This is a genomic window from Streptomyces sp. NPDC097595, from assembly GCF_044761525.1.
In the GTDB taxonomy this organism is placed as follows: domain Bacteria; phylum Actinomycetota; class Actinomycetes; order Streptomycetales; family Streptomycetaceae; genus Streptomyces; species Streptomyces drozdowiczii_A.
The window spans coordinates 26,489-45,406 of record NZ_JBIWCN010000034.1 but is presented as its reverse complement, the minus strand read 5'-3'; the positions used below and the strand labels follow the sequence as shown (position 1 = coordinate 45,406).

The following is an 18,918-nucleotide window of genomic DNA, read 5'->3' as shown; positions in this document are numbered from 1 at the left end:
TATCGGGGGTGGGGGCAGCCCCATGCCGGAAGTTTTGCTGGAATGGCCCCATGGCCGACACGCTGTACGACACCGACCTGCTCGTCATCGGCGGCGGCCCCGCCGGCTGTGCCGCCGTCCGGATGGCTGCCGGGGTGGGGCTGCGTACGGTGCTGGTCGAGCCGGGCCGGCTGTGCCGGAATCTCTACCGCATCCCCGCCCTCGACAACGTGCTCGGCGGCCACACCAGCGGCCCCGCGCTCGCCGACGCCATCACGGCGGAGGTCATGGGCACGGGGCTGTGTCGGCTCGAACTCGGGTGTTACGTGAATGAGTTGCGCGCCGGTGACGACCACGTGGCCGTCACACTCGACACCGGAGCCCGCTTCACCGCCCCGTACGCCGTCGTCGCCACCGGCGTCGGGCCGCTCCAGCCGCGCGACGTCCCCTGGATCACCGCACCGGACGGGCTCACCCTGCCGCCGCTGTGGCAGGCCGGGGCGGAAGAGGGCCGGACTCTCCTCGTACTCGGCGGCGACCGTCCGACCGGGACCTTCCTGCGCGCCCACCAGGACACCGGCACCCGCCTGCTCGTGGCGTACCCGGCGGCGGACGCGTACAAGACGGACGAGATCCGCGACGACCCCCGCGTCACGCTCGTCCCCGTGGAACACCTGACGCTCTCGGGGGCGGCGGAGGTGACGGCCCCGGAGGACCTACGGCGGACACTCGCCGCGGACGCCGTCTTCCTCAGCCTCGGCAGCGCGCCGGCCGCCCCGCCGGGCGACCTGGTCCGAGGTCCCGACGGCTACTGCGCCCCCGCCGACCAGCACCCTCGTGTCCTCGTCGCGGGCGACCTCCGCTCGGCGCGCTACCAGCGCATCATGACCGCCTTCGGCTCCGGCAGCGAGGCCGCGCTGCACGCGTACTACGCCGGGCGGGACCTGCTCGGCGCGGCCGGGTAGTCGTCGGGGGCCGCCCGCGCACGGTCCATCTCGCGCCACTCGGGCCGCAGTCCGGTCAGGTTCGTCGTCAGGAAGTACACGGCCCCACACGTGAGCAGCATCGGCACGAGTCCGGTGGCGGTCACCGCGGCCCCGACCAGCAGTCCGCCGAGGGGGATGCCTGCCCAGGCCAGCGAGTCACCGAGCGCGTTGACCCGGCCCAGCATCCGGCGCGGCACCCGCTCCACGAGGACGGCACCCATCACCGGGTTGACGAAGCCGGCCCCGAACCCGCTGACGGCGAAGACGGCCAGCACACCCCACAGCGGGGCGCCGGAGGCGAGCACCAGGAACCTCGGCGCCCCCGCCAGCAGGAACCCGGCGAGCACCACCATGCGCCGCGGCAGCCTGTGCGCGACGACGGCGGCGATCAGGCTCCCGGCGACCCCTCCGGCCCCCATCACGCCGCCCATCAGGCCGATCGCGGTCGGCCCGTTGCCGGAGTCCCTGGCCCAGACCGGAGCGAGGACCGAGGTGAACGCCGCGTCCAGCAGGTTGGTGACGCCGATCATGACGATGGCCGTGAGCAGGAGCGGCTCACCGCGCAGGAAGGCGAAGCCCTCGCCGAAGCGCCGCCAGTACCCCGGCTTCGATTCCTGGGGCGCGTCGGGGGCATCGTCGGCGGTGCGCCCCGCGCCCCGCGGCAGCGCGATCCTGATGACCACCGAACCCAGGGCGAAGCAGCCCGCGTTGACGGCGAGCGCGGTCAGTGGGCCCAGCAGCGCCACCAGAGAGCCGCCGAGCGCCATGCCGACCGTGGAGGCGAGCCGCTCGATCACGCCGGACAGCCCCGTGGCGCGCTCCAGCGGCACCCGGCCGCGCTCGGCCGCTTCCGGGACCATCACTTCCTTGGCCAGGTCGCCGGGGCCCCGGGCCGCCCCGATCAGCGCGACCATCCCCAGCAGCAGCGGGAAGGAGAGCACGTCCAGGACGTGCAGAACGGGGATCGCGGCGGCGGCGGTCGCGCTGGCCAGGTCGGTGGTCCAGGAGACGGCCCGCGGACCGGTCCGGTCCACCAGGGGGCCGGTGAACGCCTTGACCACCACGTAGGGGGCCATCTCGCAGAAGGCGACGAGCCCGGTGCGGCCGGCGCTGCCGGTCGTGACGAGGACGAACCAGGGCAGCGCCACGACGGAGATCCGCGTGCCGGTCAGCGACATCGCCATGGCCGTCAGCACCCCGGCGAGCGGCCGTAAGGACCGCGTGGCCGCTATGCCGCCGCTCTCCGGCGCGTCCTCGGTCATGACGCGGGCCCGTCGTCCGCTTCCGGGGGCGCGGGGTACGGCGACGCGCCAGGTGCGTCCAGTTCGGGCAGGACGTACGTGATCACGGTGACCCGCTCGGCGCCTTCGGGGGCGCCTGCCGCGGCCGCCGGTTCGTCCCGCCGGTAGCGCGAGACGACCTCCTTCAACTCCTGCTCCAGGGAGCCGGCTTCCTCGGGCGTGAGGCGTAGCGCCCAGTCGCTCATGTCGAAGGAGTTCCGCCATGCCGGGGGCATCGTCAGGAGCTCGTTCAGCGTCTGCTGCACGCGAAGGGTGTGGATGGCGGCGACGGACTGGAGATAGGCCAGGACCGCCTCCGGTTCCCGTTCGGCCAGCTCCGGGTCGTTGAACCAGATCGTGCGGTGCACCGAGCGCCACCAGCGCTCCCGCGCGTTGCCGCGCTCGGCGTCCTCCTCCACGAAGCCGGCCGCGCCGAGCTGCCGCAGGTGGTAGCTGGCCGTCCCGGAGTTCACCCCCAGCCGCTCCGCGAGCCGGGTGGCCGTCGAGGGGCCGTATTTCCGCAGCAGCCCGATCAGTTGTACGCGGACCGGGTGGGCCAGGGCGCGCAGTCCCTTGGCGTCCAGAACGACGGAGTCCTTGTCGAGGGCCGGGTCGTCCGGCCCCTTCACCACATCAGCCATGCGGCACACGATAGACCGCAAAGAGTTCTTCGCAAAGAGTTCTTCGCGAAGAATTGTTTGCGAAGAACTCTTCGTGAAGGGATCAGCCCGTGGTACGACACGCGCCTCGCGCGTGCGACCTCGGAGGTACCAAATCGCAGCCCGTGGGCGGACGTTGGGGCGTCGGTGCCCCGCCTAGCGTTCCGATCATGAGAACTCGTCACCGCGCCCTGGCCGCCTCGCTCCTCGTCCTCGCCGCCCTGGGCGCCACGGCCGCCACCCCGGCCGTCGCCGCCGCCCCGCGACCCGCCTCCGGCGCAACCGTGTCCGGCGTCCCCGCCCCGCAGCTGCGGCTCCCCGCCCCGTCCGGCCCGTACGCCGTCGGCGAGGACACCGTGCACCTGCGGGACACCGGGCGCACCGACCCGTACGTGCCCGAGTCGGGCGCACGCGAACTGCTGGTGTCCGTGTTCTATCCGGCGCGGGCCGGGAGCGGGGTGCGCGCCCCGTACATGAGCACGAAGGAGGCGGAACTGCTGCTGGAGTCAAGGGGGTTGGGCGGCGTGGTCGCCCCCGGGGTGATCGGGGCCACCGAGACGTACGCGCGCACCGGTGCGGCGCCCGCGCGCGGGCGGTTTCCGCTCGTCGTCCTGTCGCCCGGGTTCGGGCAGAGCCGCTTCACGCTGACGTCCCTCGCGACGGACCTGGCGTCCCGGGGGTACGTCGTCGCGGCGGTGGACCACGCCCACGAGTCCCTCGCCACCGTCTTCCCGGGCGGGCGCGTACTGCCCTGCGCCGCCTGCGACTACGTGGAGCGGGTCGGTGACGCGGGGCTGGCGGAGGTCGCACGTAACCGGGCGAAGGACGTCCCGTTCCTGCTGGACCGGCTGACGGGCGGTCACCCCGCCTGGCGGTACGCCTCGATGATCGACCGGCGGCGCATCGGCATGGCCGGGCACTCCATCGGCGGCAACTCCGCCGCGTCCACGATGGCCGCCGACCGGCGCGTGCGCGCGGGCGTGAACATGGACGGGACCTTCTACGAGCCGGTCCCCGCCGCAGGGCTCCGGGGCCGGCCGTTCATGATGCTCGGCACCGAGGTCGACCACACGTCCGGCGGCACCTTCGACACCACGTGGGACCGCGACTGGGCGCGCCTCGACGGCTGGAAGAGGTGGCTCACGGTGGCCGGCTCCGGCCACTTCACGTTCACCGACCTGCCCATGATCGGGGCGGAGTTGGGCATCACCGACCCCTCGGCACCGCTGCCGGCCGACCGGTCCGGCGACATCACCCGCGACTACGTCGCCGCCTTCTTCGACCTCCACCTCAAGGGCGTACCGCAGGGTCTGCTCGACGGCCCGACGCCGGGCAATCCCGAGGTGACGTTCCAGGCGCCTGCGCGGTAGCGGGCGCGCGGTTGCACGAAGCGGGGGCCTCGATTATTACGGCGTAATAATCGAGGCCCCGGGGTGCGAGCTCAGACGGCGCCCGCCGTCTCCGCGGTCGGCTCGTTCGGCGTGGCAGCCGGCTTGACGTGCTCGTTGACGCGCTTGCCGAGCAGGATGAAGAGCAGGATCAGCCCGACGGTCAGCAGGATGTGGCCGAGCCCGGCGGTCAGCGGCACGGCCTCCGCGATGTGGTCCTCGTCGCGGCCGAGCACCGTCAGGATGCCGTGGACGCCCATCATCGCCGTCGAGATGGCGATGCCGATGTTGTAGAACCAGAAGAACGCGGTGAACAGCTTCGAGCCGGACAGTCCGAAGACCTTGTCCAGGGCGAGGACGATCAGGAAGACGAGCATGCCGAGCGCCAGCAGGTGCGTGTGCATGAGCGCCAGCTGGGTGTCGCCGTGGAAGTCCTTGATCTTCGTGAACTCCCGGTAGAAGAGCCCTGAGATCACTCCGATGATCATGTAGACATGTGCTGCGTGAAATGACTTCCGCATCGCGGAGTTCGCCCCCCTGGGTCGAATACCGTATTGATCGCGGCCATTCAAGCACCCTGTCCCGCGCGCGACGGCGTTTCACGCAGCTCGCCGGGGAACTTCGCGAGCGAACCTCAAGCCGCCGTCAAGCGCTTCTCGTGCACGGTTGGGCTACCGGTCCCACCCGACTCCAGGATCAGAAGTGCGTGCTGATCCCGAACGCCTCGCGGAGCTGCGCCATGTCGTGGAGATCCCGGTCCCTGGGCTCGTAACCCTGGTGGAAGGAGACCTGCTGCGCGGCGGACAGGCAGGGCACGGTACGGCCCTCGACGCTGCCCATGACGAAGCAGTCCGTCGGATAGACGAACGGCTTCCCGGGCTCCAGCGACTCCTGGAGTGCGCCCCCGTCGATGCCGAACACGAGCGGATGCAGATCGATCTGACGCCCCGTCGTATCCGCAACGACGAACCGCACGGGTCGCCAGTCGAGCGTTTCGGCGAACCCGGCCGCGGCAAGAGCGGCGAGGACCGCCGGCTCCTGCTCCAGGCGGTGCATCAGGTCCAGATCCTGGTGCTCCCGCGTCTGCCGCCCCACCAGCGCGTCGATGCCCCAGCCCCCGCCGACCCAGACCTCCGAACCGGCCTCCCGCAGCAGGCCCAGGATCTCCAGCACGTCGTCGCCCGTCATGCGGCACCGTCGCCTTCCAGGTGTGCGGTCCCGCCCCAGAGCCGCAGGTCCAGGCGGTGGCCGTCGCCCTGCCAGTGGGAGAGCGAGGCGTTGGGTACCGGCGGTACGGCCTCGGGGGTCGCCGCGCCGAGGCCCGCCAGGGCGAAGCGGAGGGCGACGACCGCCGCGTCGTGCGCGACGAGCAGGACGCGCCGCCCGGGCGCGCCCCGCTCCAGATCGGCGAGGAAGCCGCGCACCCGCAGGGCGACATCGGCGAGGGATTCCCCGCCGGGCGGGCGGTAGAACCACTCGCCCAGGCGGTCCCTGCGCGCGGCCTCCTCCGGGTCGCGCGCGGCCAGGGCGGCCGGCGGGTGCAGCTCGAAGACGCCCATCTCCCGGTCGCGCAACCGCTCGTCCACGAGAAGCGGAAGCGGAGCGACGCCCTCACCGGCCGCGTACCCGGCCATCGCCTGCCAGGTCTGCCGGGCCCGTACGTACGGCGAGCAGACGACGAGGTCCAGCTCACCGGCGTACTCCACGAGCCACCGCCCGAGCGCCCGCCCCTGTGCCTGTCCGAGGGCGGACAGCGGTACGTCGCGGTCGCGGCCTTCCACGCGCACCGCGCCCGCCTCGGCGAAGGCGACGTTGGCGGTGCTCTGTCCGTGCCGGACCGCCCACAGCGCGCCCAGCGCGTTCGGTAGGGCGAGGGGCGCCCCGCCCGGTTCCCCTTCGGGACGCCAGGGCGCCGCCTCGCCGCTTCCCCGTACCGCGTCTGTCATGCCGTCAGGGTAGGTCCCCGGGTCACGCCGTGGTCGACGGCTTCTCGCGGAGGGCGTCGACCACCGCGCGTTCCAGGACCGCCGACGTGCCCGTGACGGTGCCCTTCCGGCCCATGGAGGTGTCCCGGATGAGGTAGGTCCGCTCGCCCAGGTACGCCAGGGTCTTCGCGTCGAAGATCCAGGCGGTGCGCCAGCCGGCGCGCTCGTTGTCACGGGCCACGCCGATGCCGTGCCGGCCGGCCGCGTCCACCGCGTCGGTGTCCACGCTCACGCCGGGGATCCTCGCCGCGGCCTTGTACAGCGCGGCCGCGGTCCTCGGCGGCATCAGGGTCTCCCGCAGCAGTTCGCCGATGGCCTCGAAGGCGTCCTGTTCCGGGTCCCGCTCGTCGGCCGGGGTGTTCCGCGCGTCCTGGTCCGCGGTGATCTCGCCGGCGAGCCGGCGGAGCAGGGCGTCGGGGTCGGTGGGCAGGGAGGCGAGCCAGGTGTACGTGGGCCGGTTGAGGCCGGCCGGGTAGCCGACGGGCTTCTCGCCGTCGGGGACGCCGACCTCGATCGGGTAGTACGTGCCGTCCTGGTGGATCAGGCCCTCATCGATCACCGGTCCGGACTTCTGCGCCATCCAGACCTCGCGCTCACCGGGCCTGCCCAGCTTCACCGGACCGCCGAACGTGCCCGTGTTCTCGGCCTGCAACGTCCTGACGTACACGTACTGCGCGTCGGTGACCTCGATCGCGTCGCTCTTCGACGCGACCGTGGCGATCCGGTCCAGCAGCACGGTCGCGCCGCGCGGGGCCGGGGCCGTGGCGGCGGTGCGGGGGGTCTCGTCCCGGCCGGTCACCGCGAGGGTGGTGAACAGGACCCCGCCCAGGGCCAGCCCGGCGGCGGGCAGCAGGACGGCGGGGCGCAGGAGGCGGGGCCGGGGGCGGGCGGTGGCGCGGTCGCCGTCCTGGTCGATCAGCTGCATCAGGGTTTCCTTGTGGTGGAGATGGCGCCCCGGGGGCAGATTCCGTTCGGCCGGGACCGGCACCAGCCGGGCCAGTTCCTCGCGTTCGGCCCGGGTGGGGCCGGAGGTGCGGTCGTTCATCGGGCTTCCTCCTGGATGGGCAGGGCCACGAACGCGGCCCTGCCCTGTACCTCTCCGCGACGGGGGCTGGGTTCCGTGGCGTCGCCGTTCCGTTCCCGTTCCTGTTTCCGTTCCCGGGCCAGTCGTTCGTCCGTGAGCCGCCGCAGCCGTTCGCGGGCGCGGGACAGCCGCGACCGCACCGTGCCCACCGGGACGCCGAGCGCCTCGGCGGCCTCCGCGTAATCGAGGCCGGACCAGACGCAGAGGGCCAGCACCTCGCGGTCCTGGCGGCGCAGCCCGTCCAGCGCCTCCCGGACCGCGGCGAGCCGCCGGGCGTCGTCCACCTGCCCGGCCGTGGCGTCCGCGATGTCCTCGACGGGCTCCGGGGCGGGGCGGCGGGCCAGGAAGGCGAGGCGCCGGCCGGTGCCCCGGTTGGCGTTGCGCGCCTTGTTGGTGGCGATGCCGAGCAGCCACGGCAGCAGCGATTCGCCCTCCGGCTCGACGGCCTGCCGGGTGCGCCAGGCGGCGAGGAAGGTCTCGGACATGACCTCCTCGGCCGCCGACCAGTCGCCCGTCAGCCGGTAGGCATGGTTGTAGACCGGCCGCGCGTACTCCTCGTAGAGCGCGGCGAACGCCTGGCGGTCGCCCGCCCTGATGCGTGTGCGCATACGCTCCCGGTCTTCCTGATCATCACATCTCACACCCCTACCTCTCCGGCCGGTGCGGCGGGTTCCCGTGACCCCCGCCACACCGGGCGGGCGTCAGCCGGCGACCGGTGCGAAGTCCGCCGGCAGGCGCGGCGGAGTCCCCTGTGTCCATACGATCCGCAGCGCGGTGGCGGAGACCCGCCAGCCGTCGGCCGTCCTGACCAGCTCGGTCTCCGTGTGCCCGGCGGAGACGAAGACATCGTCCGGGCCGCCCGCGAGGACATGGGTGCTCAGCTGGGCGCCACGAACCGTGGCCCGGTCACCGTCGACCTCGATGACGTTGTTCGTACCGAAATGCACGGTCCGGTCGAACAGCGCCATACCCCGCCGCACGCGGTCCCGTACGGCGTCGCGCCCCTGGACGGTGCCCACGGGCATCTCGGCGGTGACGTCCTCGGTGTGGAACGCGCGAGCCCACTCGTCGTCGATGACTCCGTGGTCCAGGGAATGGAGGTAGCGGTCCAGGAGATCGGTGATCTCGGCACGATCGGTCAGGTACCGCAGCTGCCGCTGCGCTTCTTGGGTATCCATGACACAAGCCTCATTCCTCAAGCGGACTTGAGGTCAAGGCGCCTCGTTGTCGGACCCGTCTGGGATGCTCCGGCGATGGAGACAGAGAGGGCGGCCGAGATGTCCGTGCAGCTGACGATCGACTGTGCCGATCCGCAGCGGATGGTGGCCTTCTGGGCCGAGGCCCTGGATTACGTCCCCGAGCCGCCGCCGGAGGGGCATGTCAGCTGGCGCGCCTACTGGGAGGACATGGGGGTGCCCGAGGAGGAACTGCCGCCCGGGGCCGGGGACGTACCGGAGTCGATCGTGGATCCGGCCGGGCACGGGCCGCGGGTGTGGTTCCAGAAGGTTCCGGAGGCGAAGGCGGTCAAGAATCGGTGGCACTTCGACCTCAAGGTGGGCGGGGGGCGTGCCGTTCCGCTGGAGGTCCGCAAGCGGCGGGTCGATGCCGCGGTGGCGCGGCTGGTCGGGGCCGGGGCCACGGTGGCGCAGGTCAGGGAGCTGCCGGAGATGGACTTCTACGCCACCGCCATGCTGGACCCGGAGGGCAATGAGTTCGACGTGGTCTGACGGCCACGGTCACCGCCGCTCGTGCGCGGCGGTGACCGGTGGTGCGCTCCCGGGCGCTCAGAGGATCTGGATGCTCTTGATCCGGGGCGGGTTGTTCGGGAACGTGATGTCCGTCCAGCGGTTGATCCGGACCGAGTCCCCGTTGACGTCGTAGTAGATGAGGTCGTTGTTGCCGGTGACGATCCGGTCCGCCCACCAGCCGCCGAAGTCGGTCCGGCCCGCGTTGGCGTAGCAGTCGACGCTCTGACGGCCGTCGAGGTGGGAGTAGATCTTCAGGAAGTCCGCGCCGCCGACGCACTCCACGTGGTCGATGGCGTAGGCGGACCCTACGGGGACGGCGACGGTCAGCGAGGCCGCGGCGGCGAATGCCATGGCCAGGGAGCCGAGGATCCGCTTGCCCTGTGCGATCACGGGATCTCCTTCGTACGGGTCCGGGCTGAGGCCCGGCCGTGTCGGTGACGTGGCGCCGCGACGAACGGGCGCGCTCCGCCGAGCCGGTGGCGACTCGTTGACGATCTTGTAGCCGTGGCACCGGCAGGTGCGGCAGGCGGAGCGGCGCCGCCCGTTTTCGACCCGATCGGGCGAGGGCGACGGCTACCGTGCCCCGACGTCGTACGCGACACCCTCGGTGACCGCCCGCAGCTTGTCCGGGTTGGCCACGTTGTGGATTGCGGTGATGCGCCCCCGCGCGTCGAAGTCGAAGGTCATGGTGGCGATGACACGGTCCGGGCCGCTGAACACCATGCCCGGACCGCCGTTGATCTCGACGAGTTCGGCCCTCATGTCGGCGGGCTCGACGCCCTGGTAGGCGACCGTGCCGATCGCCGAGAACCAGCCGGCCACCGTCGCCGCGCCGGTCACCGGGCGCAGCGCCTGGCGGACCTTGCCGCCGCCGTCGGTCCACAGGGTGACGTCGGGGGAGAGGAGTTCGAGGAGCGCGTTGACGTCACCGCCCGTCGCGGCGGCGTGGAAACGTTCCGCCGCCTCGCGCTGCCGCGCCCGGTCCGCCTCGAAGCGCGGGCGCCGGGCCCGCACATGCTCACGGGCGCGGTGCGCGGCCTGCCGCACCGCCGCCTCGGAACGCTCCACCGCCTCGGCGATCTCGGCGTGGCTGAAGGCGAACACCTCCTTCAGCACGAACACCGCGCGCTCCAGCGGACTGAGCGTTTCGAGGACCACCAGCATGGCCATCGACACCGACTCGGCGCCCAGCGCGGCCGATTCGCCGTCCGGGACGGGCTCGGAGGGGGTGCCGCCGGTCAGGATGGGCTCCGGCAGCCACGGCCCGACGTACGTCTCCCGCTTGTACCGGGCGGACCGCAGCCGCTCCAGCGCCAGGTTCGTCACGATCCGGGTCAGATACGCCTTGGGGTCGGCCACTTGCGAACGGTCGGCGGCGGACCACTTGAGCCAGGCGTCCTGGACGCAGTCCTCGGCATCGGCGGCGGTGCCGAGGACGCGGTACGCCACGGAGAACAGCAGCCGCCGGTACTCCAGGAAGACCTGCTGGCCGGGCTGGGCGGAACGGTCGTCGGCGTCGGTCACTTGTCCCCCCGGATACGTCGGATGCGGGTGAAGCGGCCTCCGCGAGGCCAGAACGCGCCCGATGCGGGCATCTTCTTCATACGGCCGTACGTCGGCCAGGGCGAGGCTGTCACGGTCTCCTTGTACCGGACGGCCACCGCCCCCACCAGGCAGATCCGGCGCGGGCTGTCGTCGGGCCGGGTGAACTGCACGACCGCGTCGCCCCGGCCCAGGCTCACCGGCGTGTGGTAGTAGCCGAACCGGAACGGCCTGGGCTCCTTGCCCCGCAGCACCCGGTCGATCGACAGCGCCGCGTGCACCCCGGTCGGCATGCCGCCCTGGCAGGTCCCGTGCATGACCCCGTAGCCCTGGCGGATCGCGGCCGCGTCGCCGACCGCGTACACCTCCGGGTGCGAAACGGAACGCAGCGCCCGGTCGGTGACGATGCGTCCGCGCGCGTCCACGTCCAGGCCGGCCGCTGCGGCGAGCGGTGCCACCCGGGTGCCGCCCGTCCACAGGACCGCATCGGCCGCGATGCTCTCGCCGCCCTCCAACTCCACCGAACCGGCGAGCACCTTCGCCACGCGGACGCCACCGCGCACGCGTACACCCAGCCGGTCGAGTGCGGCCCGCACATGCGCCGCCGCCTTGGCGTTCATGGTCGCGCCGGGCTGCTCGCCGCCGAGCAGGACGACGTCGAGGCGGGGGTACCGCTCGGCGATCTCCGCCGCCGACTCGATGCCGGTGAGCCCGGTGCCGACGACGACCACGGTGCCGTGGATGCCTGCACCGCCCTCGTCGTCCTCGCCGTCGAGGGCCTTCAGCCGGTCGTCGAGCAGCTGCGCGTCCTGGGCGCTGCTCAGGGTGTACGCGTAGTCGTCCGCGCCCGGCACCGGCGAGGTGTCGGCGACCCCGCCCAGCGCGTACACCAGCGTGTCGTAGGGCAGGTCGTGCTCGTCGTCGATGCGTACGGTCCTGGCCCCGGCGTCCACCGCCGTCACCCAGCCCCGCGTGAACCGCGCGCCCGTGCCCTCCAGCATCTCCGGGATGCCCATCGCGTCGAGGGGGCGGCCGGCGGCGGTCATGTGCAGCCGCATCCGCTCGGTGAAGCGTTCCCCCGCGTTCACGACGGTCACCCGCACCGCGTCGCGCCGCTTCCCGGTCCGGGCCGCCAGCTGCACGGCGGCGGCCATGCCCGCGTACCCGGCCCCCAGAACCACCACGTGGTGGGTGCCGTCCGTACGAGTCTCCCGCTGTGCGCTCATGATCGGTCCTTCCTCCATCGGTCGCTGACAACCAGGGGATGGGGGCGGGGCCCTCGGATGTGACATGGCGCGATTGTGGCGTGCGTCATCGCCCCGGCTACGACCGCGTCCGGTGACCCCCGCCGGCAGGCGCGTAGTCCTCGACGGCCATCGCGTCGTAGAGCCGCGCGCTGCGCGTCGTGAGGCGGAGCAGCGCGCGGCCCGGCCCCGCCGGCAGGGCGGAGACCAGCCGGGCCCCCTGCGCCAGGCCCCAGCCGCCCACCCGGGACGTGGGGATCAGCGTCCGCGCCGCGCTCGACGCCACCGCCTGGCTGCCGCGTACGTGCTCCGCCATCACCCGCTCGTACGCCGGGAACGCCCGCTCGTGGTCGCCCCCGGCCCGGGCCAGCTCCCCGGCCAGCACGTACGCGCCGACCACGGCCAGCGTGGTGCTGCCGCCGACCGCAGGACCGGGGCAGTAGCCCGCGTCCCCGACGAGCGTCACCCGCCCCCGCGACCAGCTGTCCATCTCCAGCCGGCTGATCGAGTCGAAGTAGAACGCCGGCGTACGGTCCAGCTCCTCCAGCCACCCGTCCACCTGGGGATGCAGCCCGGCGAACGCCCCGCGCACCAGCTCCTTCTGCCGGGGTACGTCCCGGTGGTCCCAGTCGGGTTCGCGCGCGCTCCGGAACAGGAACAGGACCCGTGCGTCGTCCAGGTGGCGCGCCCCGTACGCACCGGCGGTGCGCCCCACCCCGACGTGCATCAGCAACTCCCCGTCCAGGCCGGAGACGTTCGGCAGGCTCAGCACCGCGAAGTAGGCCCCGAGGAAGGAGCTGCGGCCCGCGTCCGCGCCGAAGACGAGGCGGCGCACGGTGGAGTGCAGCCCGTCCGCGCCGACGACGAGATCGAAGCGGCGCGGCGCGGCGTGCTCGAACGTCACCTCGCACCCGGTCGCGTCCTCGGAGGCCACAGAGGTGACCGAGTCGCCGAAGAGGTACTCGACGTCGTCGCGGGTGGCGTCGTGGTAGATCGTGGTGAGGTCGTCCCGCATGACCTCGACATGCCGGTCGGAGGCACCGCTGAAGATCTTGGTGAGGTCCGCCCGGACGGGCCGCCGGGCGCCCTCCCGGAAGACGCTCAGCCGGTCGGTTCCGGTGGCCCGCTCCTCGATGCGCGGCAGCACCCCCATCCGCTCCGAGATGTCCACGGCGGGCCGGAAGAGGTCGACCGCGTGGCCGCCGGTCCTGCGCGGCGCCGGGGCGCGCTCCACGACGGTGACCTCGAAGCCGTACCGGGTGAGCCAGTGGGCCAGCACCGGACCGGCGATCCCGGCCCCGGAGACGAGAATCCGCACGACGCCCTCCCCTCAGCCGTGGAGCGCGGCGAAGTCGAGCAGGGGCCCGGCGACCCGGGGCGGGTCCTCCAGGATCGGCGAGTGCCCAAGCCCCGGCAGCAGCTCCACCCGGGCGCCCGGCACGGCGCGGTAGTCGGCGGCGGACGAGGAGCGCCAGCGGCGGTCGTCCTCGCCGAAGAGCACCAGCAGCGGCTTCCCGGGCACCGCCAGGCGCTCCGGCAGCGCGCGCTCCTCCAGATAGGCGCGGGTGGCCCGCATGGTGGCCGCGAAGGAGTGCGGCGTCATGGCGCGCACCTCGCCGAGCAGCGCGTCCGGCACCCGGTAGCCGGGGCGGCTGAAGCCCGTGCTCGCGAACTGCCGGATCTGCTCGTCGCTCGGCGGCCACTGCGCGGGGGCGGCGGCGCCGGAGCCGGTAGCGATGAACGCGCCCAGGCTCGGCCCGGTGTTGACGAGCACCAGCGCGGACACCAGCCCGGGGCGCTCTTCGGCGAGGGCCGTCGCGGTCACCCCGCCGCTGGAATGGCCCACCACCACGGCCCGCCCGGCACCGAGCCGGTCCAGCACCTCGCCGGCCCGCCGCGCCTGGTCCGGAATCGCGTAGCGGCCGTCGTCCGGCTTGTCCGACCGGCCGTGCCCGAGCAGATCGACCCGTACGACGCGGTGGGTCCCGGGCGCCGTCAGCAGGGGCACCAGCGCGTCCCACGAGCGCGCCGAGGACGCCGAGCCGTGGATCAGCAGGAGCACGGGGGCCGCGCGCGGCCCGTCCTGGCACACATGGAGGGTGTCGCCGTCGCCCAGCGTGAGGAACGACGACTCGGTGGTCCTGGAAGCAGTCATGCCCCCACTGTCGCGACCGGCCCCGCCCGCGTATTGAACGAATGTTCCGGCGGTCGGCTTACCCGTCGCGGCGCCCTCGTAGCATGGAGGGGTGCCCACGTTCATGCACGGTACGGCTGTGTGGGACGTCGCCCGTCCGCAGCGGCCGAGCCGGGTGGCCGGAGTCACCATGGCCGGGTTCGGCGTGCACGACCTGGGCGCGTTGCGCATGGTCCCGCACCCGGCGGTCACGCTGCTCCTCGAATTCGGCGCCGGTACGCCCGTGCTCGACCGCGCCACGGGTGAGCGGCAGCGCGGGTGCCTCGTCGCCGGACCCGGGCTCGGGTCCGGGGGAGCGGTGCGGGTGCGCGGGGAGAACGTGGAGTGCGTGCAGGTGCGGCTGTCCCCGGTGATCGCCCGCGCGGTCCTCGGCGTGCCGCCCGCCGAGCTCGACGGCGCCGTCGTCCCGCTGGACGCCCTGTGGGGCCGCGAGGCGTCCCGGATCCGCGAACAGCTCGGCGAAGCCCCGTCCTGGCAGGCCCGCTTCGCGCTCGCGGACGCCCTGATCACCCGCCGTTACGCGGCCGGGGCACCGGTGGACCCGGAGCTGGCCTGGGCCTGGCGGCGGCTCACCGACGGGCACGGGCTGCCCCGGGTCGAGGAGCTCGCCGCCGACGTCGGGTGGAGCCGCAAGCGGCTGTGGTCCCGCTTCCGCTCCCAGCTCGGCCTGCCGCCCAAGCGCGCGGCGACCCTGGTCCGCTTCGACCACGCCGCCCACCGCCTGGTCGCGGGCGAGGGCCCGGCCCGGGTGGCCGCCGACGCGGGGTACGCCGACCAGTCCCACCTGCACCGCGACGTCATGGCGTTCACCGGGGCCACCCCGGCGACGCTGGCCGCCGAACCGTTCCTCGCCGTGGACGACCTCGCCTGGCCGGGGCGCTGAGAGGGCCCCAACGGTCTTGACAGGGAAGAGGATTAGGGTGTGGGCGGCCTGGCAGCGTACGGGCCGCCCGGGCCGCGGACGACGCCCCGGGCCGCCGGAACCCAGGGGGACGTACGACATGGCGGACGACACGGAAACACCCGCACCGGCCACCGCGAGCCACCCCCTCGCCCCGCCCGACCGCCGCGTCCTCCTCGTCGCCGGCGGGGTCTTCGTCCTCCTCATGGCGCTGTCCACGCGCTACGGCTTCCACATCGACGAGCTGTACTTCCTCGACTGCGCCCGGCACCTCCAGGCGAGCTACGTGGACCAGCCGGTCCTGGCCCCGTTGCTGGCGCGCGTCTCGCTGGAGCTGTTCGGTGCGTCGGAGGCCGGGCTGCGGCTGTGGCCCGCGCTGGCCGCCGCCGGCACGGTGGTCGTGGGCGGGCTGACGGCGCGTGAGCTCGGCGGCGCCCGGCGGACGCAGCTCCTCGCGGCGGTCGCGACCGCCGCCATGCCCGTGCTCCTGGGCGGCGCGCACGTCGCCAACACCACGGCGTACGAGGTGCTGGCCTGGGCGGCGATCGCACTCGTGGTCGTACGGATCGGCCGCACCGGCGACACCCGCTGGTGGCTCGCGGCCGGGGCGCTCGTCGGGATCGGGGCCGAGTTCAACCACCTCGCCGGCATCTTCGGCATCGTCCTGGTGGCCGCCGTCCTGCTCGGCCCGGCCCGGCGCACGGTGGCCGACCGGTGGCTCCTGGCGGGGGCGGCGCTCGCCGTGCTGCTCGTGCTGCCGGACCTGTGGTGGCAGGCGCACCACGACTGGGCCATGTTCGACATGACCCGGGCGCTCAACGAGAAGAACGGAGGCCCGGGGCACATCCCCACCTGGATCGTCGGCCAGCTCGCGACGGCCGGATTCGCCACGGTGCTCCTCTGGTTCGCGGGCCTGCGCTTCCTGTGGCGCTCCGGCCGGCCCCTGTGGCAGTGCCTGGTCGCCGCGTACGCCGTGCTGTTCGTGCTGTTCGCCGTGACCACGGGCGCCCAGATCTACTACCTGGGCGGTCTGTACGTATGCCTGCTGGCGGCCGGTGCCGTCGGGCTCGACGGGTGGCTGTACGCCCGCCGGGACCGCCTGCGGGACCTCATGATCGCGACGGCGGCCTCGACCACCGTGCTCGCCGTCATCGTCCTGCCCGTCCTGCCGCCGGGCGCGGTCGCCTGGACGTACGGCGTCAGCACGAACACGGGGGAGACCCTGGGCTGGCCCCAACTCGTCGGCACCGTGAGCCAGGTGTGGGACGGGCTGCCGCAGGAGCAGCGCGCACACGCGGTGATCTACACGGCCGACTACGGAGAAGCGGGCGCCATCAACGAACTCGGGCGCGGCACCGGCCTGCCGCACGCCGTGAGCGCCCACAACACCGACTGGTGGTGGGGCCCCGGCGACCCGGCCGCCACCACGGTCCTCGCGGTCGCCCCCGGCCCGGAGCACGCCCCGGGCTACGAGGCCCAGCTGCGCCGGTACTTCCGGCACGTCACCGTGGCCGCCGGCCTCACCAACCCGTACGGCATGCACAACGTGGAACAGGGCGGTCACGTCTACGTCTGTACGGGGCCGCGCCGCTCCTGGGCCGAGACGTGGCCGCAATTGCGCCACTACGGATGAGACGTGCACGCCCTAGCGTGGGGCTCATGCATCCGTTTTCGCGTTCCTGGTCAGCTCTGCTCGACGCCGTGGCCGGTCTTCCCGATGAGGACTTCGGGAAACCTTCCGGCTGTACGGGGTGGCTCGTCCGGGACCTGGTGTGCCACCTGGTCATCGACGCGCAGGACGTCCTGATCACCCTGGTCACCCCCGCCGACGAGCCCGCCACGACCGACGCGCCCGGCTACTGGAGCCTCCTGCCCGAGCCCCCGACCGGCGACGACCCGCTCGACGCGCTGATCCCCCGGCTGGCGGCGGCGTACGGCGAACCGCGCTGGCTCAAGCACCACATCGACGACGTCGGCACGGCCGCAGTCCGCGCCGCCGGTCTCGCGGACCCGGCCGCCCGGGTCCGTACGCAGGACATGGTCCTCACGGTCGCCGACTACCTCTCCGCGTACGTCCTCGAAGGCACCCTGCACCACCTCGACCTCGTGGCCCACCTGCCCGCCGCCCCCGAACCGCCCGCCGAGACCCTGGCCGTGGCCCGCCGAGCGCTGGAGGCCGTCGCGGGCGCCGCGTTCCCCGCCTCGCTCACGGACGCCGACGCGCTGCGGATCGGCACGGGGCGCAGTGCCCCGACCTCCGCGCAGACGGCGGACCTGGGCGGCCTGGCGGCGCGGCTCCCGTTCATCCTCGGCTGAGGCTTCAGTGACGCCCCGTCAGGTAGACCGAGCGCAGCTTGAGCTGGTCGGACGCGGGGAGTCCGTGCGGACGCAGGGTCCAGGAGTCGCCGGTGCAGTCGGTCCCGGTGAACACCATGGCCCACTCGTCGGTCCCGTTCTGCGGGGCGAAGGCCGGCTCGGAGGCGCGGGTGTCGGCGACCTCGGGGAGCGTGACGCAGCCGGGGCTCGGGGGCTCGTGCAGGGTGACCGTGCGCGGCATGCCGTCGAGCCCGGCGTACGTGTAGGAGAAGTCCCCCGCTGCGGCGCTCGCGGACCCCGACTGCGCGGCGAGGAGAGCGAGCGCGCCGAACGCGGCGGCCGCCCCCTGACGAAGCCTCATGAAACCCATGTCGATGCACCCGTGCCGATCCGGGGCATGCGCGGCCGCCCCGACGCCGGGCCCCGGCGAGCTGTCGGACCCGCAGGTCCATCCCCCGAGCGGGGCCCCCGGATGCGCGGGGTCACCCGCGCGGGGCCCGGCGTAACGATTCTTCGTACTCCATCCAGAGGCCGTGCGGTGTCCGCCCTTCAGTCGGAGCCGGCGCCCCGCAGCTGCTCGGCGGCGGGCCGGTACGCGTCCGAGGTGAAACTCACCGAGAGCGGCGGACTCACCCGCACAAGTACCGCTTAACCCCCCACCGCTACCTTGCCCCCCGCGCACTCGACGCGTACCGGGCAACGACGAGGAGCAGGAACGGGATGAGCACCAACGACACCGACACGGAGCTGTGGGTCCGCCGCTTCCACCCGGCCCCCGAGCAGCCGTACCGCCTCGTCTGCCTCCCGCACGCGGGGGGCACGGCCTCCGCCTTCTTCTCCTTCTCCCAGGCCCTGGCCGCCCACGCCGACGTCCTGGCCATCCAGTACCCGGGCCGCCAGGACCGCCGCCACGAGCCTCCGATCACCGTCACCGAGGAACTCGTCGACGCCATCCACCAGGCGCTGCGCCCCTGGGCCGACCGCCCGCTGGTCCTCTTCGGACACAGCATGGGCGCCGTACTGGGGTTCGAACTCGCCCGCCGCATGGAGGCGGAGGGCGAACCGCCGCTCGGCCTGATCGTCTCCGGCCGCCGCGCCCCGCACATGCCGCGCCCCGACAGCGTGCACACCAAGGGCGACGACGCCCTCATCGCGGAGATCCAGCAACTGGCCGGTACCGACCCGGGGGTGCTCGCCGACGAGGAGATCGTCCGCATGGTGCTGCCCGCCATCCGCGCCGACTTCAAGGCCATCGAGACGTACCGCTACCGCCCCGACCCCGGCCGGGACACGGCGCTGAGCTGCCCGCTCAGCGTGCTCACCGGGGAGTCCGACCCCCGCGTGAGCCTGTACGAGGCGATGGAGTGGCGCGAGCACACCTCCGGAAACTTCACCTTTCGCAGCTTCCCCGGCGGCCACTTCTACCTCACCCCGCAGCAGGACGCGGTGACCCGTGCCATCGCCGACGACTTGGCGGCCCTGGGCAAGGAGCGGCTCGGTACCGCCGTCGGCTGACCGGCGCGCGGAGTTGTGGCCAGGCAATAACTGGCCACTGCGGAGCGCGGGTGAGCCCCTCGGCCGGTCCCTACGCTGGGCGGACAAGTGACGCCGC

21 protein-coding genes are annotated in these 18,918 nt (G+C 73.3%); 7 read left to right on the top strand and 14 right to left on the bottom strand.

Annotation, left to right across the window (positions count from 1 at the left end; all coding sequences use genetic code 11):
* Positions 1-50 precede the first annotated feature (50 nt).
* Positions 51-944 carry an NAD(P)/FAD-dependent oxidoreductase gene (locus ACIQZN_RS34550; RefSeq protein WP_404002616.1) on the top strand — a complete coding sequence of 298 codons (894 nt, stop codon included), beginning with the start codon at positions 51-53 and terminating at the stop codon, positions 942-944.
* Here ACIQZN_RS34550 and ACIQZN_RS34545 read toward each other — a convergent pair.
* Complete coding sequence (locus tag ACIQZN_RS34545; protein ID WP_404002614.1) at positions 908-2,227, bottom strand: MFS transporter; 1,320 nt, start codon at positions 2,225-2,227, stop codon at positions 908-910. The two genes, ACIQZN_RS34550 and ACIQZN_RS34545, sit on opposite strands and share 37 nt — an antisense overlap.
* On the bottom strand, positions 2,224-2,886 hold the full coding sequence (locus ACIQZN_RS34540) for an ArsR/SmtB family transcription factor (protein WP_404002612.1): 663 nt from the start codon (positions 2,884-2,886) through the stop codon (positions 2,224-2,226). Before ACIQZN_RS34540 ends, ACIQZN_RS34545 begins: the two co-directional genes overlap by 4 nt.
* Positions 2,887-3,074: 188 nt before the next feature.
* Between ACIQZN_RS34540 and ACIQZN_RS34535 the strand changes: the two genes are divergently transcribed.
* Positions 3,075-4,274 carry an alpha/beta hydrolase family protein gene (locus ACIQZN_RS34535; protein ID WP_404002610.1) on the top strand — a complete coding sequence of 400 codons (1,200 nt, stop codon included), beginning with the start codon at positions 3,075-3,077 and terminating at the stop codon, positions 4,272-4,274.
* Positions 4,275-4,345: 71 nt separating this feature from the next.
* Here the strand turns inward: ACIQZN_RS34535 and ACIQZN_RS34530 are convergent, their stop codons facing one another.
* The 6 genes from ACIQZN_RS34530 to ACIQZN_RS34505 form a co-directional block, all read right to left on the bottom strand.
* The gene (locus ACIQZN_RS34530) at positions 4,346-4,813 is read right to left on the bottom strand and encodes a DUF2871 domain-containing protein (RefSeq protein WP_404002609.1); all 468 of its coding nucleotides are present in this window, start codon (positions 4,811-4,813) and stop codon (positions 4,346-4,348) included.
* 175 nt (positions 4,814-4,988) lie between these two features.
* Positions 4,989-5,480: a nucleotidyltransferase domain-containing protein gene (locus ACIQZN_RS34525; protein WP_404002607.1), complete on the bottom strand. Its 492-nt coding sequence runs from the start codon at positions 5,478-5,480 to the stop codon at positions 4,989-4,991.
* Positions 5,477-6,238, bottom strand: coding sequence for a histidine phosphatase family protein (locus ACIQZN_RS34520; RefSeq protein ID WP_404002605.1), 762 nt, complete (start codon positions 6,236-6,238; stop codon positions 5,477-5,479). Before ACIQZN_RS34520 ends, ACIQZN_RS34525 begins: the two co-directional genes overlap by 4 nt.
* 22 nt (positions 6,239-6,260) lie before the next feature.
* Positions 6,261-7,322 carry a CU044_5270 family protein gene (locus tag ACIQZN_RS34515; protein WP_404002603.1) on the bottom strand — a complete coding sequence of 354 codons (1,062 nt, stop codon included), beginning with the start codon at positions 7,320-7,322 and terminating at the stop codon, positions 6,261-6,263.
* Positions 7,319-7,969 carry an RNA polymerase sigma factor gene (locus tag ACIQZN_RS34510; protein ID WP_404002601.1) on the bottom strand — a complete coding sequence of 217 codons (651 nt, stop codon included), beginning with the start codon at positions 7,967-7,969 and terminating at the stop codon, positions 7,319-7,321. Before ACIQZN_RS34510 ends, ACIQZN_RS34515 begins: the two co-directional genes overlap by 4 nt.
* Positions 7,970-8,062: 93 nt before the next feature.
* Positions 8,063-8,539, bottom strand: coding sequence for a nuclear transport factor 2 family protein (locus ACIQZN_RS34505; RefSeq protein ID WP_404002599.1), 477 nt, complete (start codon positions 8,537-8,539; stop codon positions 8,063-8,065).
* A gap of 75 nt (positions 8,540-8,614) precedes the next feature.
* Between ACIQZN_RS34505 and ACIQZN_RS34500 the strand changes: the two genes are divergently transcribed.
* Complete coding sequence (locus ACIQZN_RS34500) at positions 8,615-9,088, top strand: VOC family protein (protein WP_404002597.1); 474 nt, start codon at positions 8,615-8,617, stop codon at positions 9,086-9,088.
* Positions 9,089-9,145: 57 nt separating this feature from the next.
* Here the strand turns inward: ACIQZN_RS34500 and ACIQZN_RS34495 are convergent, their stop codons facing one another.
* From ACIQZN_RS34495 to ACIQZN_RS34475, 5 genes are all read right to left on the bottom strand, one after another.
* Complete coding sequence (locus ACIQZN_RS34495) at positions 9,146-9,499, bottom strand: beta/gamma crystallin domain-containing protein (RefSeq protein WP_161211803.1); 354 nt, start codon at positions 9,497-9,499, stop codon at positions 9,146-9,148.
* 183 nt (positions 9,500-9,682) lie between these two features.
* The gene (locus ACIQZN_RS34490; RefSeq protein WP_404002595.1) at positions 9,683-10,633 is read right to left on the bottom strand and encodes an RNA polymerase sigma-70 factor; all 951 of its coding nucleotides are present in this window, start codon (positions 10,631-10,633) and stop codon (positions 9,683-9,685) included.
* The gene (locus ACIQZN_RS34485; protein ID WP_404002593.1) at positions 10,630-11,877 is read right to left on the bottom strand and encodes an NAD(P)/FAD-dependent oxidoreductase; all 1,248 of its coding nucleotides are present in this window, start codon (positions 11,875-11,877) and stop codon (positions 10,630-10,632) included. The genes ACIQZN_RS34490 and ACIQZN_RS34485 overlap by 4 nt, the downstream gene beginning before the upstream one ends.
* A 97-nt stretch (positions 11,878-11,974) precedes the next feature.
* A complete protein-coding gene (locus ACIQZN_RS34480; RefSeq protein ID WP_404002591.1) occupies positions 11,975-13,213 on the bottom strand; it encodes an FAD-dependent monooxygenase in 1,239 nt (412 codons plus the stop codon).
* 12 nt (positions 13,214-13,225) lie between these two features.
* Positions 13,226-14,050: an alpha/beta fold hydrolase gene (locus ACIQZN_RS34475; RefSeq protein ID WP_404002589.1), complete on the bottom strand. Its 825-nt coding sequence runs from the start codon at positions 14,048-14,050 to the stop codon at positions 13,226-13,228.
* Between the two features lie 91 nt (positions 14,051-14,141).
* Between ACIQZN_RS34475 and ACIQZN_RS34470 the strand changes: the two genes are divergently transcribed.
* The 3 genes from ACIQZN_RS34470 (at position 14,142) to ACIQZN_RS34460 (ending at position 17,306) form a co-directional block, all read left to right on the top strand.
* Positions 14,142-14,972 carry a helix-turn-helix domain-containing protein gene (locus tag ACIQZN_RS34470; RefSeq protein WP_404002588.1) on the top strand — a complete coding sequence of 277 codons (831 nt, stop codon included), beginning with the start codon at positions 14,142-14,144 and terminating at the stop codon, positions 14,970-14,972.
* Positions 14,973-15,090: 118 nt separating this feature from the next.
* Positions 15,091-16,623, top strand: coding sequence for an ArnT family glycosyltransferase (locus tag ACIQZN_RS34465; protein ID WP_404002587.1), 1,533 nt, complete (start codon positions 15,091-15,093; stop codon positions 16,621-16,623).
* 26 nt (positions 16,624-16,649) lie between these two features.
* Positions 16,650-17,306, top strand: a complete 657-nt coding sequence (locus tag ACIQZN_RS34460) for a maleylpyruvate isomerase N-terminal domain-containing protein (RefSeq protein ID WP_404002585.1) — start codon at positions 16,650-16,652, stop codon at positions 17,304-17,306.
* Between the two features lie 4 nt (positions 17,307-17,310).
* Here ACIQZN_RS34460 and ACIQZN_RS34455 read toward each other — a convergent pair whose 3' ends face one another.
* On the bottom strand, positions 17,311-17,667 hold the full coding sequence (locus ACIQZN_RS34455; RefSeq protein WP_404002584.1) for a hypothetical protein: 357 nt from the start codon (positions 17,665-17,667) through the stop codon (positions 17,311-17,313).
* 359 nt (positions 17,668-18,026) lie between these two features.
* Here ACIQZN_RS34455 and ACIQZN_RS34450 point away from each other — a divergent pair, with 359 nt between their 5' ends.
* The gene (locus ACIQZN_RS34450; protein WP_404002582.1) at positions 18,027-18,821 is read left to right on the top strand and encodes a thioesterase II family protein; all 795 of its coding nucleotides are present in this window, start codon (positions 18,027-18,029) and stop codon (positions 18,819-18,821) included.
* Positions 18,822-18,918 lie beyond the last annotated feature (97 nt).

Bases quoted from the DNA above. Each gene is read 5' to 3' on its own strand.
- ACIQZN_RS34455 (WP_404002584.1), bottom strand. From the start codon at position 17,667: ATGAGGCTTCGTCAGGGGGCGGCCGCCGCGTTCGGCGCGCTCGCTCTC.
- ACIQZN_RS34545 (WP_404002614.1), bottom strand. From the start codon at position 2,227: ATGACCGAGGACGCGCCGGAGAGCGGCGGCATAGCGGCCACGCGGTCC.
- ACIQZN_RS34525 (WP_404002607.1), bottom strand. From the start codon at position 5,480: ATGACGGGCGACGACGTGCTGGAGATCCTGGGCCTGCTGCGGGAGGCC.
- ACIQZN_RS34550 (WP_404002616.1), top strand. From the start codon at position 51: ATGGCCGACACGCTGTACGACACCGACCTGCTCGTCATCGGCGGCGGC.
- ACIQZN_RS34540 (WP_404002612.1), bottom strand. From the start codon at position 2,886: ATGGCTGATGTGGTGAAGGGGCCGGACGACCCGGCCCTCGACAAGGAC.
- ACIQZN_RS34515 (WP_404002603.1), bottom strand. From the start codon at position 7,322: ATGAACGACCGCACCTCCGGCCCCACCCGGGCCGAACGCGAGGAACTG.
- ACIQZN_RS34505 (WP_404002599.1), bottom strand. From the start codon at position 8,539: ATGGATACCCAAGAAGCGCAGCGGCAGCTGCGGTACCTGACCGATCGT.
- ACIQZN_RS34500 (WP_404002597.1), top strand. From the start codon at position 8,615: ATGGAGACAGAGAGGGCGGCCGAGATGTCCGTGCAGCTGACGATCGAC.
- ACIQZN_RS34510 (WP_404002601.1), bottom strand. From the start codon at position 7,969: ATGCGCACACGCATCAGGGCGGGCGACCGCCAGGCGTTCGCCGCGCTC.
- ACIQZN_RS34475 (WP_404002589.1), bottom strand. From the start codon at position 14,050: ATGACTGCTTCCAGGACCACCGAGTCGTCGTTCCTCACGCTGGGCGAC.
- ACIQZN_RS34465 (WP_404002587.1), top strand. From the start codon at position 15,091: ATGGCGGACGACACGGAAACACCCGCACCGGCCACCGCGAGCCACCCC.
- ACIQZN_RS34520 (WP_404002605.1), bottom strand. From the start codon at position 6,238: ATGACAGACGCGGTACGGGGAAGCGGCGAGGCGGCGCCCTGGCGTCCC.
- ACIQZN_RS34485 (WP_404002593.1), bottom strand. From the start codon at position 11,877: ATGAGCGCACAGCGGGAGACTCGTACGGACGGCACCCACCACGTGGTG.
- ACIQZN_RS34450 (WP_404002582.1), top strand. From the start codon at position 18,027: ATGAGCACCAACGACACCGACACGGAGCTGTGGGTCCGCCGCTTCCAC.
- ACIQZN_RS34460 (WP_404002585.1), top strand. From the start codon at position 16,650: ATGCATCCGTTTTCGCGTTCCTGGTCAGCTCTGCTCGACGCCGTGGCC.
- ACIQZN_RS34530 (WP_404002609.1), bottom strand. From the start codon at position 4,813: ATGCGGAAGTCATTTCACGCAGCACATGTCTACATGATCATCGGAGTG.
- ACIQZN_RS34535 (WP_404002610.1), top strand. From the start codon at position 3,075: ATGAGAACTCGTCACCGCGCCCTGGCCGCCTCGCTCCTCGTCCTCGCC.